The following is a 14454-nucleotide window of genomic DNA, read 5'->3' as shown; positions in this document are numbered from 1 at the left end:
ATATATAAAAAGCGAACAAAGAGAGAGTTTTAAAAGTTTAACTCTTCCTTTGTTCGTTTTTTACTTTTTTAATCAGACCTTTGCCCCAAACTCTTCGTTCTTACAACAAAGCAGCTACCCAGTGGTTGATGCTGGCTGTGAGAAAGGCAGCGCAGCCTTCTCTTTCTGCATCGTAGTAGGCAGTAAAGCGCTCATCAGCTGTATAGAGTTGAGCGATGCCGATGTGCTTTTCAGCAGAGTAATTTTTATCTGCGATTTTCAGCCATTCCTTGTGGAGTTGGACGATTTGCTGGCTTGCCTCGTCTTCTGGTTTCCAGTTTTCAGCAATAGCCTGACTGAGCAAGCTTTTAATCTCTTGGTCTAATTTTTGCTGGCGTTGGTAGGTTTCTTCGCTCATCTTGGCAAAGCGTTGGTTGGCTTCTTTTATTGTCTCTTCTCCATATCGTTTGCGGAGTTCAGTTCCATATTTTGCTTCATTTTCTTGGATTTGTTTGTCTTTAAATGCTTGAAATTTTTCGTGGGTTGTCATCGTTGTTTTTCCTCTCTGTGCTTGAATCGTGCGTTCGAGGCTGTCAATCATGGCTTCGATTCCTTGTTTTTTTGCATGCAGATCTGCCAAATGCTCTTCTAAGCTCTTCAAGATGTCAAAGTTTTCTTGGGTTAGAAAGGTCTTGATTTGCTTAAGTTCAAAGCCCCGTTCCTTGTAAAAAAGAATTTGCTGGAGGATGTCAACTTCTGCATCTCCGTAAAAGCGGTAGCCACTGTCGTTCTTGTGAGAAGATAGTAGCAGGCCAATCTCTTCATAATAGCGCAGTGTACGGGTGCTGACACCTGAAAATTCTGCCAATTGGCGAATCGAATAAGTCATAGTTAGTTCCTCGTGTGGTATGTATCTTGCAAGATAAGCCTATTATACAAGTTGACGTAGCGTCACTGTCAAGACTTTTTGGAAAATTGTATAAAAATGCCCGCAAGGGGCATGTGGGTATGGATAGGAAAAAGACTTTAATCCGTCAGACATGAAGGCTGGGCAGGCATTGTTAGAGATAGGCCACCAGATGCTCAGCAAACTGGCTGGTGCTGAGGGCTTTTACCTTAGACGCTTGTGCTAGGTCAGCAGTCATTTCGTGGTTTTCTAGGGCCTTTTCAATCGCTCCTTGAATACGGTCGGTCACCTCCTGCCAGCCGATATAGGCAAAGAGCATAGCGCCAGAAAGAAGGAGGGAGCAGGGGTTTGCCTTGTCTTGCCCTGCAATATCTGGTGCGGTACCATGAGTAGCTTCAAAAATGGCGTGTCCCGTCTGGTAGTTGATGTTGGCACCAGGTGAAATTCCGATGCCGCCCACTTGAGCGGCTAGGGCGTCGCTTGCATAATCTCCATTAAGGTTGGTAAAGACAACCACGTCAAATGTTTCAGGATGAAGCAGGGCTTGCTGGAAGAAATTATCTGCGATGATGTCGTTGATTTGCAGTTGCCCACTTTCTAAGTATGCCCTATATTCGCGCTGGGCTAGTTCGTAGCCCCATTTGCGAAAGCCTCCTTCGGTGAATTTCTGGATATTTCCCTTGTGGACGAGAGTCACCTGAGATAGCTTATTTGCAAGGGCATAGTCGATTGCAGCACGCACAATCCGTTCACTTCCTTCGATTGAAATCGGCTTGATACCGATGCTGCTGGTTGCTGGAAAGCGAATCTTCTGTACCTGCATGTCAGACTGGAGGAAGTCAATGACCTGTTTGGCTTCTATTGTTCCTGCCTCCCATTCAATCCCTGCATAGATGTCCTCGGTATTTTCCCTAAAGACGGTGATATTGGTCTTTTCAGGGGCTTTGAGGGGGCTATCGATTCCCTTAAAGTAGCGAATCGGTCGCAGGCAGGCATAGAGGTCCAACTCCTGTCTGAGAGCAACGTTGAGTGAACGGATGCCACCGCCGATAGGTGTTTCAAGCGGTCCTTTGATCGCCACCAAGTGGTCGTTAATGCGGGTCATGGTTTCTTCTGGTAGCCACTGTCCTGTTGTATCATAGGCTTTTTTACCAGCCAAAACTTCGCGCCATTTTACTTTTCGGCGACCTTGGTAGCTTACTTCCACTGCACGGTCAAAGATAGCTTGTGCTTGTCGCCAGATGTCTTGTCCCACTCCGTCACCCTCGATATAAGGGATAATAGGGTGGTCAGGTACGACGAGCTTGCCATTTTTGAGGGAAATCGTATTAGGCATGGTTTCTCCTTTCTAGGGGGACATAGGTCAGTTTTTCAGGTCCGAGGTAGCGGGAACGAGGACGCATCAGTTTGTTAAACCGCTGTTGTTCCTGAATATGGGCAATCCAGCCGGCCACCCGACTCATGGCAAAAATCAGTGTAAAAATGGAGCTATCAATACCAAGGACATGGTAGACTGTTGCCGAGTAGAAATCGACATTTGGAATCAAGCCCTTGGTGTGTTTCATGTAGTCTTCGATTTCCCGAGAGAGCTGGTACCAAATTTCATGTTCGCTTCCTTGGGTCAATTCCTTGGCCATTTGGCGGAGGTAGCTTTCTCTTGGGTCTTGTCGTTTGTAGACGCGGTGGCCAAAGCCCATGATTTTCTCCTGCGAATCTAATTTTTGTTGGAGATAGGCTTTGGTGTCGCCACAGGCGCGGATTTCCTGCAACATATCAAAGACGCGTTCATTGGCTCCGCCGTGGAGCGGTCCTTTCAAGGTACCGATAGCGGTCGTAACGCAGGAATAAATATCAGACAGGGTTGAAGCACAGACACGGGCTGCAAAGGTAGAAGCATTGAGTTCGTGATCAGCATGTAAAATCAAGGCCTTGTTAAGGGCTTCGATTTCAAGTGCAGAAGGTGCTTTTCCTGTCAGCATATAGAGGAAATTTTCTGCAAAGCCCAAATCCTTGCGCGGCGCAATTGGTGTCTGCCCATTTCGCAAGCGAGCAAAGGTCGCAATAATCGTAGGAATCTTTGCCATTAACTGAATCGACTGCTCGTAGGTGGCCTCAAACGACTGTTCTTCTGCATTGACATTGTAGACACCTAAGAGGCTAACGGTGGAGCGTAGGACACTCATGGGGTGGAGGTGCTTGCGCGATTGAATGAGGATACATTGTTCGACGGCATCGCTGATGTCATAGTTGGCCCGCAATTCGTCTGTGAAGTTCTGGTATTCGCTTGCAGTCGGCAGTCGCAAGTTCCAAAGGAGAAAAATGGTCTCTTCAAATGTAGCCTGATTGTTCATCAATTCTGCGATATCATAGCCTGCATAGGCTAGATGATCATCGACAATCGAGCTGATACGGGTATGACAAGCAATTAAATCCTTTAATCCATTTTCTTCTACCATAGGCTTTCCTTTCTATCTAGGGTTGAGATGCAGCCAGTTTCTTGCGGACGACCATGGGGAGAATACCGCCGTTTTGGTAGTAACGAATATCTGCGGCGGCATCAAAGCGTAACAAGGCTTGAAAAGCGATGTCTCCTTGCTCTCCATGTGCGACAATGTCCACCATTTCTTGAATAGTGGGCGCTTCAGGAAGGTGAATATCATAGCGTTCCAAGCCGGTTAAACCAAGAGTGTCTGCTGTCTGCCCTTCTAAAAATTGAAGCGGTGCAATGCCCATCATGACGAGGTTGGAGCGGTGGATGCGTTCAAAACTCTCAGCCAAGACTGCCTTAACACCGAGCAGTGCAGAACCTTTTGCAGCCCAGTCACGGCTTGAACCCATACCATAATCTTTTCCAGCGATAATCAAGGTTCCGATATTTGCTGCCTGATAGGCCATGGCTGCATCATAAATCGGGACAATCTCCCCTTTGTAGGAAGTAAACCCACCTACTCTTCCGTTTGCCAGTTCATTTTTGATACGGATATTGGCAAAGGTGCCCCGCATCATGACCTCGTGATTTCCCCTGCGGCTGCCGTAGGAATTAAAGTTCATATAGTCCACACCGTGTTCGCTTAAATAGCGGGCAGCAGGACTGATTCGAGCAATGTTTCCAGCTGGTGAAATGTGGTCTGTCGTGACACTATCCCCAAATTTTGCAAGCGGCTGAAGATTGAGCAGAGGGCGAATCGCTAAGTCGTTATCTAACTGGTCAAAATAGGGGGGATTTTGAATGTAGGTAGATTGAGCATTCCAGTGATAGTTCTTACTTTTGGTGACGGGAATCTGGTTCCACTTCTTGCTGTCTGAAAAGACATGTTCGTATTCTTTTTGAAAGAGGTCTCGGGTGACATACTGGTCGACGTAGGCTTCGATTTCCTGTCTTTTGGGCATGATATCCTCCAGATAAACAGGCTGATTGTTAGCGTCAAATCCCAGTGGGTCACGGGTTAAGTCAATAGTGGTCGTTCCTGCAAGGGCGTAGGCCACAACGAGTGGCGGGCTCGCTAGGAAATTGGCCTTGACTAGAGGATTGATACGCCCTTCAAAGTTGCGATTGCCAGAGAGGACAGCAGAAGCGAGCAGGTCCTTGTCTGTAATGGCCTGTGCTACTTCAGGCCGGAGATTTCCCGAGTTTCCGATACAAGTGGTACAGCCGTAGCCCACAACCTGAAAGCCTAGTTTGTCCAGATAGGCTTGAAGACCTGACTCTTTTAGATAAGCAGATACGACCTTGGAGCCTGGAGCGAGCGATGTTTTGACGGTTGGCACAACACTTAGTCCTTTTTCGACTGCATTGCGGGCAAGAAGTCCTGCAGCCATGAGAACATAGGGATTGGAGGTGTTGGTGCAAGAGGTAATCGCAGCGATTGCCACATGTCCTGTTTTGATTGGAAAAACCTGCCCATCAATCGTAACAGTAGCGGTCTTGTCTAACTCTTCTGAGGTCAAGCCAAAGCCTTGGGTTCCTGTTTCTTGACTGATACTTGCTTCAAAGGTGGACTTGGCATCTGCCAAATCAATCAAATCTTGTGGTCGTTTTGGTCCTGCAATACTAGGACGGATACTGGATAAGTCAATATTGATAACCTTGCTGTAGCGAGGCTCGATATCTGGATTGTAGAAAAGGTCGTTGAGTTTAGCATAGTGTTCGGTGAGGGCGATATGTTCTTCGTCTCGATTGGTCAGGCGCATGTAGTTTAAGGTTTCCTGATCAATGGGGAAATAACCGCAGGTAGCACCATATTCAGGCGCCATATTGGCAATGGTTGCTCGGTCTGCTAGGCTCAGATGAGCAAGACCAGGTCCTAGGTATTCGACGAATTTCCCAACCACCTGCTCCTTGCGCAAGACTTGTGTGACAGTGAGCGCCAAATCGGTTGCTGTTGCAATTTTGGGAAGACGGCCTGTGAAACGCACGCCTATGACCTCTGGAACAGGGAAATAAGAAGCCTCTCCCAGCATGGCAGCTTCAGCCTCAATCCCCCCAACGCCCCAGCCAAGGACCCCAATGCCGTTGATCATCGTGGTATGACTATCTGTTCCAAACATGGAATCAGGATAGAGGAGACCGTCTTTTTCAATGATGACATCGCTTAAAAATTCAATATTGACCTGATGAATAATCCCAGTTGCAGGGGGAACAGCACGATAATTGTCAAAGGAATTTTCAGCCCATTTGAGAAATTCATAGCGTTCATTATTTCGCTCAAATTCTAATGTGATATTCTCTTCCAAGGCTGTATCGCAGCCATAGGCATCTACCTGTACACTATGGTCAATGACTAAATCAACTGGAATTTCAGGGTTAATCAAATCAGGATTTCCACTGTGAGCAATCATTGCTTCACGCATAGAAGCAAGATCGACCACAACAGGAACACCGGTAAAATCTTGGAGAATCACGCGGCTCGGTTTGAAAGGAACTTCACCACGAGGAGCTTGTGCGTTATAATTAATCAGATTTAAAATGTGACATTTTGTGACATTATCTTCGTCGTAGTTCCTGAGTAAACTCTCAATCAAGATACGGATGGTATAGGGAAGGTGTGTGATATCCTTGTTTTCTTGCTCCATTGCATCTCGAATGCTGTAATAGCCAAATTCACGATGATTGAACGACGATTTACTAGTCTTGTTCATCTCGAGACCTCCGTATATTTTTCCAATTTTGACAATTATTATACATCTGCTAACAGGATTCGTCAATGATAAAAAGAATTTCATGTAATATTTTATGACATAGATTTGGAGATAAGGATGAAAGAGTGATTGACGTAAGAACCTGTATTTATAAGCTCCTAAATAGAGTTGCTGAGCTGTGAATACAGATTCTAAGAGTTGATGTTACAATGGAAATTCGTTATACTAAAGAAAAAGGAGGATGACATGCAGATTTCAAGCCGTTTTACCATTGCAACTCATATCTTGGTACTCTTGGGTCTTGAGGGAGAGACGACCAAGGTGACGAGTGACTATTTAGCAGGTAGCGTAGGGGTCAATCCTGTAATTATTCGCAATGTCCTGTCTCAGCTTAAGGCAGCAAAGCTAGTTGCGATTGCCAGGGGGACAGGAGGAGCAAAGATTGTCCAAGCATTTGAACAGATTAGCCTCTATGATATCTATGAAGCGGTCGATAGTTTGGGCAAGTCGGGTCAGCTCTTTGGCTTTCATGACAATCCTAATCCTGATTGCAATGTGGGGCGAAGCATCCATGCTGTCTTAGATGGTCGCTTAGAGGAAGCTCAAAAAGCCTTGGAACATCAACTTCGTCAAACAACACTGGCTGACTTAGTCCGTGAAGCACAAGAAAAAAGTCGTTTAGGAGGAAATAGGATTTGAAAAAAACAACTGACAACTCCCTAGCTATCGGAATCAGCCTTGGTTTGTCTTTTGGGGCTTCTCTAGGCTTTGTTATCGGTAGTTTGATAGGTAATATTTCAGTTGGTCTTATAATGGGACCAGGGTTTGGCATGCTACTTGGAATCATCGTTACTAGCCTCATTGCTGAGTCAAAACAGAATGGGAATGAGAAGGAGGAGGAGTAGTATATAGAAAGGACTGGCTGAGCTAGTCTTTTTTGTTCAGAGGAGTATTTTAAGAACCTGTATTCACAGCTCAGCAACTCTATTTAGTGCTTATTTTACGCTACTCATCGCTACTTTTTTTCGAAATACAGTCAGTATTCCTTCAAAAAAGCGCCTAGATTGTTGTAAAATAAGCTCCCGATTAGGATCACTTCGCTTATAAATACAGGTTCTAACATTCAAGTTGTAATAATTGACATTACATCTAAGGAGTGATAGAATTTTGTTGTAACATAAAATATTACAACGATTGGAGAAAATAAATGAAACTAGCAGTAATTGGTGCAAATGGACAGGCAGGACAAGCGATTGTAGCAGAAGCGGTGGCGCGTGGCCACGAGGTGACAGCCATTGTTCGCTCCAGCAATCAATCGCAGGCGCAAGAAGTCTTGCAAAAAGATTTATTTGCCTTGGAAGCAGCTGACTTGGCAGGATTTGATGCGGTAGTTAGTGCCTTTGGAGCATTCACACCCGAAACGTTTCCGCAACACACGACTTCTTTGGAGCATTTAACCGCGATTTTAGCTGGAAGTGACACACGCCTATTGGTCGTTGGTGGGGCAGGTAGCTTGTATGTGGATGAGAGCTTAACGACTCAACTCTATCAGACACCAGACTTTCCAGCAGACTATTTCCCCTTGGCAGAAGCCATGAGCAAGGGCTTGGCAGCTCTTCGCAAGGTCAAGGATGTCAACTGGACCTATATTAGCCCAGCAGCAGATTTTGAGGTAGACTATCCTAAAACAGGTGAGTACCTTCTTTCTGGCGAGGTCTTTATGGTAAACGAAACAGGCGAAAGCAAGATCAGCTATGCCGACTATGCTCTTGCTATGGTGGATGAGATTGAAGCGGCTACCCACCCTCAAGCACGCATTTCAGTCCTTAGAAAGTAAGCTCTTATGGTTTACCCTTATAACAGTCAGATTTTTCTCGGTGAAGTCGCACTTTATGTGAAAAATCTGGAAAACGTGACTCGCTTTTATCAGCAGATGCTAGGGCTTGCTATTCTCGATAAAAGTGATACAGACGTTTTATTGGGAGTTGGCGATGAGGGCTTGGTTCGCCTTCTTCCAGCTAGTCATGGGAAAACTAAGACCCATGGGCTGTATCATCTAGCGCTGTTGGTGCCTACACGGCAGGATTTGGCAACTATCTTTAAGCGACTAGCAGAAAATCGAATTCCCATGGTTGGTGGTGCAGATCATGGCTATAGCGAAGCCATTTACCTAGAAGATACAGAAGGAAATGGAATTGAAATCTACCATGACAAAGACGTTTCTGCTTGGGACATTCGTGAGGATGGACGAATCGTAGGGATCACTGAGGAGTTAGCTGCGCAAGATTTGTATGACAAAGGAGCTTATGCGGAGCCTTTCAGGCTTGCTGTTGGCACACGTATGGGGCATGTTCATCTGTCGGTCAAGGATAGTCAGTTTGCCAGTGCTTTTTATCAAAACCTGCTGGGCTTAAATGATACGTTCTCAATCTCAAACGCCAGTTGGCTAGCGTCTGGCGACTATCACCACCATTTGGCAGTCAATGAGTGGGATAGCAAGTTGGCAGCAAGTAGAGAAACAGGTCAGGCAGGCCTTGCCTATTTCACTGTATGTGTCAAGACTAAGACGGATTTAGTAGCTATCCACGAACGAGCAAGAAGCTTAGGCATGACCCCTAACTGGATTCATTCCCGCCTGCTTGAAGTAGTGGATGGGGATGGAATTGTGGTACGAGTTGGTTTGAGATAGCCGTTATTCACTAGAATATTAGGACAAGAACAGGTGAGAAGGTTCTTGTCTTTTTTATCAGAAGACGAATGGTAGTAGCTTTTGACCGACTAGTTTTGATTATTTTGGAAAACAGTTCTCCATTTTTAAAAAATGTAATCGTAGGACTTGCCAAGAGGATTTCTTTATGGTAAACTTGTTCTTGTTCTCGATACAAGAACAGAAGGAGTCTTTATGGATACAAAATTTTCAGTTGCCCTTCATATCCTTACGATGATTAGCGAAAGTAAGAAAGTGTTAAGCTCGCAGGCCTTAGCGACAAGCGTTGGGACAAATTCGAGCTATATTCGGAAAGTCATTGCCCTGTTGAAAAACGCAGGCCTAATCGACTCCCAACAAGGGAAGTCAGGTTACCAGCTCAGTAAGTCTCCTAAGGAAATATCCTTGCTAGAGATTTATTATGCGACACAGGAAATTGACCACATCCGTCTCTTTCCGATTCATCAAAATGCCAATCAGGATTGTCCTGTTGGCAAGCATATCGAGGAAGCAGTAGCTCCTATTTTTATAGGCGTGGAGCAACAATTGGAAAAAGACTTGGCAGAGCAGACGCTAGCGCAGGTGATTGAAAATCTCTATCTAGTTGCCAAGTAGGCACTTATCTGACGAATTATAGTGAATTGAATAAATGTTAGGGCATCGTTAAGTCGCTTTGATGGACGTCAGTTCTATCTGCAGCTCCTTGCCTTGTCCTATTCTTTTCTCAATCCACTAAAGAAAGTCAGATTTTTTGAACACATAGTTATACTTGATTCAGATACAAGTACACCAAAAAGAAAAGGAAGAAAAGATGAAAGCAGCACAACACACACGTTATGATAAAAAGAATATCGCCCTGACCATAGTAGAGGTCGCAAAGCCAGAGCTAAAGCCACATCAAGTGTTGGTTAAGGTGACGGCAGCTGGGGTCAATCCGCTCGATAATATGATTTCTCGTGGAGATGTCAAGATGATTGTCCCTTACAAATTCCCACAGACAGCAGGAAATGAAGTGGTTGGTTTGGTTGAGCAAATTGGCTCAACTGTTACAGAATTTGCAGAGGGAGACCGTGTTTTTGGTCGTTTGCCGCTGGACAATATCGGTGCCTTTGCAGAGTATGTTGCAGTGGATGCTGAGGCACTTGCTAAGGTTCCAGATTATTTAACAGATGTGGAAGCGGCTGCTGTTCCCCTTACAGCCCTTACGATTATGCAGGCACTTGATTTGATGCAGGCTCAAGCAGGTCAGACCATCTTCATCTCTGGTGGTACTGGTGGTGTCGGCGGAATGGCGATTCCAATTGCTAAAGCCAAAGGATTGACAGTTATTACCAATGGTGACGGAGCTAATGCTGAGCGTGTCCTAGCTTTAGGGGCTGATCGCTTCATCGACTATAAAACAGAAGATTATACGGAGCTTCTTACAGGCGTGGATTATGTCTTAGATACCCTTGGTGGGGAAGAGACTAAAAAACAGATGTCCATTATGAAAAAGGGTGGGCACTTGGTATCCCTTCGTGCCATGCCAAATGGTGCGTTTGCAAAACGGATGAAGTTACCAATAGCAAAACAACTCTTGTTTGAAGCAGCAGGTCATAAGTTTGATAAAATGGCTGCGAAATATGGTGTGCATTACCATTTCATCTTTGTGGAAAGTAACGGTCAGCAATTACAAGAAGTAGCAGATATTTTCACGAAGCTTGAAATCAAGCCGTCAATTGACACTGTCTTTGCCTTTGAAGAAGTTAATGCTGCTCTTGATAAGATCGCAAACGGTCGTTCACGTGGAAAAACGGTCCTCAGTTTTAAGAACCTTTATTCATAAGTCCAGAATAGAGTTGCTGAGCTGTGACTACAGGCTCTAAGAAGTATTAAGGAGAAAATATGTCGTATATCACAACGAAAAATCGCTATATAGAAGTTGCTGGTGAGAAGATTGCTTATCGAGAACTTGGGAAAGGAAAATCAAACTTGCCTCTCGTCATGTTGGTGCACTTAGCAGCAACATTAGACAACTGGGATCCTAAATTTCTCGATTTGATTGCGGAAAAGCAACACTTGATTGTCTTGGATTTGCCCGGTGTAGGAGCTAGTCAAGGAAAGGTTGCAGCGACCATTCCTGGTATGGCAGAGCAAGCAGTCCGTATCATTAAAGTATTGGGCTATGAGCGAATCAATCTGCTTGGACTTTCTATGGGTGGCATGATTGCTCAGGAAATGGTACGCCTTAATCCTGACATGGTTCAGCGCCTGATTTTAGCAGGAACAGGTCCTCGTGGTGGGAAAGAAATGGACAAGGTGACAGGAAAAACCTTCCGCTACATGCTAAGAGCTGCTTTTGAGCGTGTGGATCCGAAACGTTATATCTTCTATAATCATGATGAACAGGGGAAAATCGAAGCCGAGAAAGTCTTGGGACGCATGGACATGAGAAGTGCAGAACATGCAGATAAGGAGATGAACGTGCCAGGCTTCTTAACCCAGTTGAAGGCCATTAAGCGCTGGGGGAAAGCTCGTGAGGATGACTTGCATCATATCACGCAATCGACTTTGATTGTCAACGGCGACAAGGATATGCAGGTTCCAACTGAAAATTCTTATGATATGCATGAGAAAATCAAGGGCAGTAAACTGATTATCTATCCCAATGCAGGTCATGGTTCCATTTTCCAGAATGCAGATGCATTTGCAGAAGAATTGCTCGCCTTTTTGGAGATTTAAATGGGTACTCACGAGGGAAAAACGTTATTTGGTTTGAGCGAGAGAATCCCACAAGGTGAAAAAAACTCCGAATGAGATGGTTCTCGTTCGGAGTTTTGTTTTATATCCTTTTCCTAGCCATCACTAAGCAAAGTGGTCCCTGCTGGATTTCATTGCCTGTTGGCTGAAAGCCGATTTTAGTCCAGAAATGTGCGGCTTCTGGATAGGTTTTGACGTAGGCGAGCTGTAATTCAGGATAATGAGCTTTTGCGAGGAAATCCTCCAAGAGGTGAAACAGTTTCGAGCCAAATTCTTTTTGCTGGTGCTGACCATGGACCATAAAGAGGCCAATCCAGGCAATCTTGTCTGTTGGATAATCCAGCACCACATCGATTACGGCAACCAACTCATTTTTCTTCCAGCAACCAAGATAATATTTCTTATCTGGGCTACTAGAGGTGGGATAGTTGGTCAGATCATCTTTTACACTTTCTCGACTAGGCTTTGGTGGACAATGTTGAAAATAAAGTGGATTGGTCTGATAAAGTGCGAAGACTTCGTTCAGTTGCTCTAAGGTGACCCGTGTGATATAAAACTCGGATCCAAGTCTAGAACAGTCCAGTGTGTCAAATACAGGTTTATTCAAAATACAACAAATCCTTGCTGGTGCTTGTAAAGACTTCAAATCCGTTTCCGGTCACGACACCACAGTCCTCAATGCGGACGCCAACTTTTCCTGGGATATAGATACCTGGCTCAACAGAGAAGCACATACCTTCTTCAAGCACGAGGTCATTACCTTCCATGATGGATGGGAATTCGTGAACATCCATACCAATGCCGTGTCCTAAGCGGTGGTTGAAATACTCACCGTAGCCAGCTTTTTCAATCACTTTACGAGCTGCACGGTCAACTTCATGAGCTGTCACACCAGGTTTAATCATCTCAAGCGCTGCTTGTTGCGCATCAAGGGTGAGGGAGTAGATGTCTTTTTTGAATTGGTCAGGCTGCCCAACCGCAACAGTTCTCGTCATATCGCTGGCATAGCCATTTGCCATTACCCCGAGGTCAAAGAGGAGAAGAGCATCTTTTTCGATTTTATGAGGACCAGGAATACCGTGGGGATTGGCCGCATTGTTGCCTGTCAATACCATGGTTTCAAAGCTCATTTCAAGTCCTTCACGTTTCATAGCAAATTCAATCTCTGCGATGATGTCAGTTTCGGTTTTTTCAAGCGAGATAGCATCAAATCCGATTTGTACAGCCTTGTCTGCCCATTTTCCTGCAATCATCATTTTTTGAATTTCATCGGCGGACTTAATCAAGCGCATCCGGTTGACGATAGGTGTGAGATTGTCAAATTCAGCATTTTCAAATACTGTTTTCAAACCGTGGTACTTGGTGAGGATGAGGTTGTCAAACTCAAGTCCAATGCGTTTGTGGTTTTGGGCGGGAAGAGCAGCCTTGATTTTCTCCCAAGGGCTTTCTGAATCGACATAGCCGATGACTGCAAAGTCGACTGTTTGTCGTGCACGTTCAGCATCAAGTGCTGGGACAAAGAGGAGTGGTGTACTATCTTGACTGATAAAGAGGAACATCTGGCGTTCGTGCGGGTCGCTGTAAAATCCTGTGAGATAGGAAATGGAAACAGGGTCAGAAAAGACAGCCATGTCCAAGTCAGATGTTTGTAAATGCGTCAGAATATCAGAGATTTTGGTCATACGAGTACCTTCTTTCTATTTGTTTCATTGTGTCAAAAAAGGGAGAAAAAATCAAGAATTTATTGTGAAAAAGTGAAGAAATAGAAAAAGAAATAGAGGTTAGGAAAATCTCTCAGAATATAAGCCCAGCAAAGAGAGTGTTGATTTTTTCTAATTTGCAATCATTTTCCCTTATTTCTCAAAATTTTTCAAAAAAATGCGGTCTATCTCTTGAAAGGGATTTCAAAAAATGATACACTATAAAGAGGGTGAAAGCGTAATTTTCATAAAAAAGAAAGCGAAAGGAACTGACGATTATGTTGAATACTGATGATACAGTCACCATTTATGACGTTGCTCGTGAAGCGGGTGTTTCAATGGCAACCGTTAGCCGAGTGGTGAATGGTAATAAGAATGTAAAGGAAAACACGCGTAAAAAAGTATTAGAAGTGATTGACCGTTTGGACTATCGACCAAATGCGGTGGCGCGTGGTCTCGCAAGTAAGAAGACAACAACAGTCGGCGTTGTGATTCCAAATATTGCCAATGCCTATTTTGCGACCTTGGCAAAAGGAATTGATGATATTGCAGACATGTACAAGTACAATATTGTTCTTGCAAACAGCGATGAAAGTGATGAAAAAGAAATCAATGTGGTTAATACCTTGTTTTCAAAACAGGTGGACGGTATTATTTTCATGGGTTACCATTTGACAGATAAAATCCGTGCAGAATTTTCTCGTTCTCGGACACCGATTGTACTTGCAGGAACGGTTGATTTGGAACATCAATTGCCAAGTGTTAACATCGATTATGCAAAAGCGAGCAAGGATGCGGTAGATTTGTTAGCTAAAAACAATGAAAAGATTGCCTTTGTATCTGGTCCCTTAGTAGATGACATCAATGGTAAAGTTCGTTTTGCGGGCTACAAAGAAGGCTTGAAAGAAAATGGCTTGACCTTTAACGAGGGACTCGTCTTTGAATCGAAATATAAGTACGAAGAAGGCTATGCACTTGCGGACCGTATCTTGAATGCGGGAGCGACAGCAGCTTATGTCGCAGAAGATGAAATTGCGGCAGGTTTGTTAAACGGGATTGTCGATAAGGGGATTAAGGTTCCAGAAGACTTTGAGATTATCACGAGTGATGACTCACTAGTCACTAAATTTACTAATCCAAACTTGACTTCTATCAGCCAGCCTTTGTACGACATCGGTGCGATTGCCATGCGAATGTTGACAAAAATCATGCACAAGGAAGAATTGGATACGCGTGAAGTCATCTTGAATCATGGTATTAAAGAACGTAAATCAACAAAATAA

General features: G+C 44.4%; 14 protein-coding genes. 8 read left to right on the top strand and 6 right to left on the bottom strand.

The annotated features are described in order from the left end of the window. Nucleotides 1–100 precede the first annotated feature (100 nt). From CHF41_RS09035 to acnA, 4 genes are all read right to left on the bottom strand, one after another. Complete coding sequence (locus tag CHF41_RS09035) at nt 101–868, bottom strand: MerR family transcriptional regulator (protein ID WP_119876964.1); 768 nt, start codon at nt 866–868, stop codon at nt 101–103. Nucleotides 869–1040: 172 nt separating this feature from the next. Further along, nucleotides 1041–2222: an NADP-dependent isocitrate dehydrogenase gene (icd, locus tag CHF41_RS09030; RefSeq protein ID WP_119876963.1), complete on the bottom strand. Its 1182-nt coding sequence runs from the start codon at nt 2220–2222 to the stop codon at nt 1041–1043. Further along, a complete protein-coding gene (locus CHF41_RS09025) occupies nt 2215–3342 on the bottom strand; it encodes a citrate synthase (protein WP_119876962.1) in 1128 nt (375 codons plus the stop codon). Before CHF41_RS09025 ends, icd begins: the two co-directional genes overlap by 8 nt. Nucleotides 3343–3358: 16 nt before the next feature. Then, nucleotides 3359–6025 (bottom strand): aconitate hydratase AcnA, encoded by a 2667-nt coding sequence (gene acnA, locus CHF41_RS09020; protein ID WP_119876961.1) that lies wholly within the window; start codon nt 6023–6025, stop codon nt 3359–3361. Nucleotides 6026–6271: 246 nt separating this feature from the next. Between acnA and CHF41_RS09015 the strand changes: the two genes are divergently transcribed. The 7 genes from CHF41_RS09015 to CHF41_RS08985 all read left to right on the top strand — a co-directional run bounded on the left by CHF41_RS09015 (nt 6272) and on the right by CHF41_RS08985 (nt 11453). Further along, nucleotides 6272–6724: an Rrf2 family transcriptional regulator gene (locus tag CHF41_RS09015; protein WP_119876960.1), complete on the top strand. Its 453-nt coding sequence runs from the start codon at nt 6272–6274 to the stop codon at nt 6722–6724. Then, nucleotides 6721–6930 (top strand): glycine zipper domain-containing protein, encoded by a 210-nt coding sequence (locus CHF41_RS09010; protein WP_119876959.1) that lies wholly within the window; start codon nt 6721–6723, stop codon nt 6928–6930. The genes CHF41_RS09015 and CHF41_RS09010 overlap by 4 nt, the downstream gene beginning before the upstream one ends. 302 nt (nt 6931–7232) lie before the next feature. Then, a complete protein-coding gene (locus tag CHF41_RS09005; RefSeq protein WP_119876958.1) occupies nt 7233–7862 on the top strand; it encodes an NAD(P)-dependent oxidoreductase in 630 nt (209 codons plus the stop codon). A 6-nt stretch (nt 7863–7868) separates the two neighbouring features. Continuing rightward, nucleotides 7869–8714, top strand: a complete 846-nt coding sequence (locus CHF41_RS09000; protein WP_119876957.1) for a VOC family protein — start codon at nt 7869–7871, stop codon at nt 8712–8714. A gap of 213 nt (nt 8715–8927) precedes the next feature. Then, the gene (locus CHF41_RS08995) at nt 8928–9347 is read left to right on the top strand and encodes an Rrf2 family transcriptional regulator (protein ID WP_119876956.1); all 420 of its coding nucleotides are present in this window, start codon (nt 8928–8930) and stop codon (nt 9345–9347) included. A gap of 196 nt (nt 9348–9543) precedes the next feature. After that, the gene (locus CHF41_RS08990) at nt 9544–10557 is read left to right on the top strand and encodes an NADP-dependent oxidoreductase (protein ID WP_119876955.1); all 1014 of its coding nucleotides are present in this window, start codon (nt 9544–9546) and stop codon (nt 10555–10557) included. A 59-nt stretch (nt 10558–10616) separates the two neighbouring features. Next, nucleotides 10617–11453: an alpha/beta fold hydrolase gene (locus CHF41_RS08985; protein ID WP_119876954.1), complete on the top strand. Its 837-nt coding sequence runs from the start codon at nt 10617–10619 to the stop codon at nt 11451–11453. Nucleotides 11454–11553: 100 nt separating this feature from the next. Here the strand turns inward: CHF41_RS08985 and CHF41_RS08980 are convergent, their stop codons facing one another. Next, nucleotides 11554–12078, bottom strand: a complete 525-nt coding sequence (locus CHF41_RS08980; RefSeq protein WP_162911941.1) for a GNAT family N-acetyltransferase — start codon at nt 12076–12078, stop codon at nt 11554–11556. Further along, nucleotides 12071–13153, bottom strand: coding sequence for a M24 family metallopeptidase (locus CHF41_RS08975; RefSeq protein WP_119876952.1), 1083 nt, complete (start codon nt 13151–13153; stop codon nt 12071–12073). The genes CHF41_RS08980 and CHF41_RS08975 overlap by 8 nt, the downstream gene beginning before the upstream one ends. A 299-nt stretch (nt 13154–13452) precedes the next feature. On the opposite strand from CHF41_RS08975, the gene ccpA reads away from it, so the two are divergent. Further along, entirely contained in the window at nt 13453–14454 is a 1002-nt protein-coding gene (gene ccpA, locus CHF41_RS08970; protein WP_162911963.1) for a catabolite control protein A, read from the top strand.

This window comes from Streptococcus respiraculi (assembly GCF_003595525.1).
GTDB lineage: Bacteria > Bacillota > Bacilli > Lactobacillales > Streptococcaceae > Streptococcus > Streptococcus respiraculi.
This window is presented reverse-complemented; position numbering and strand designations above follow the sequence as displayed.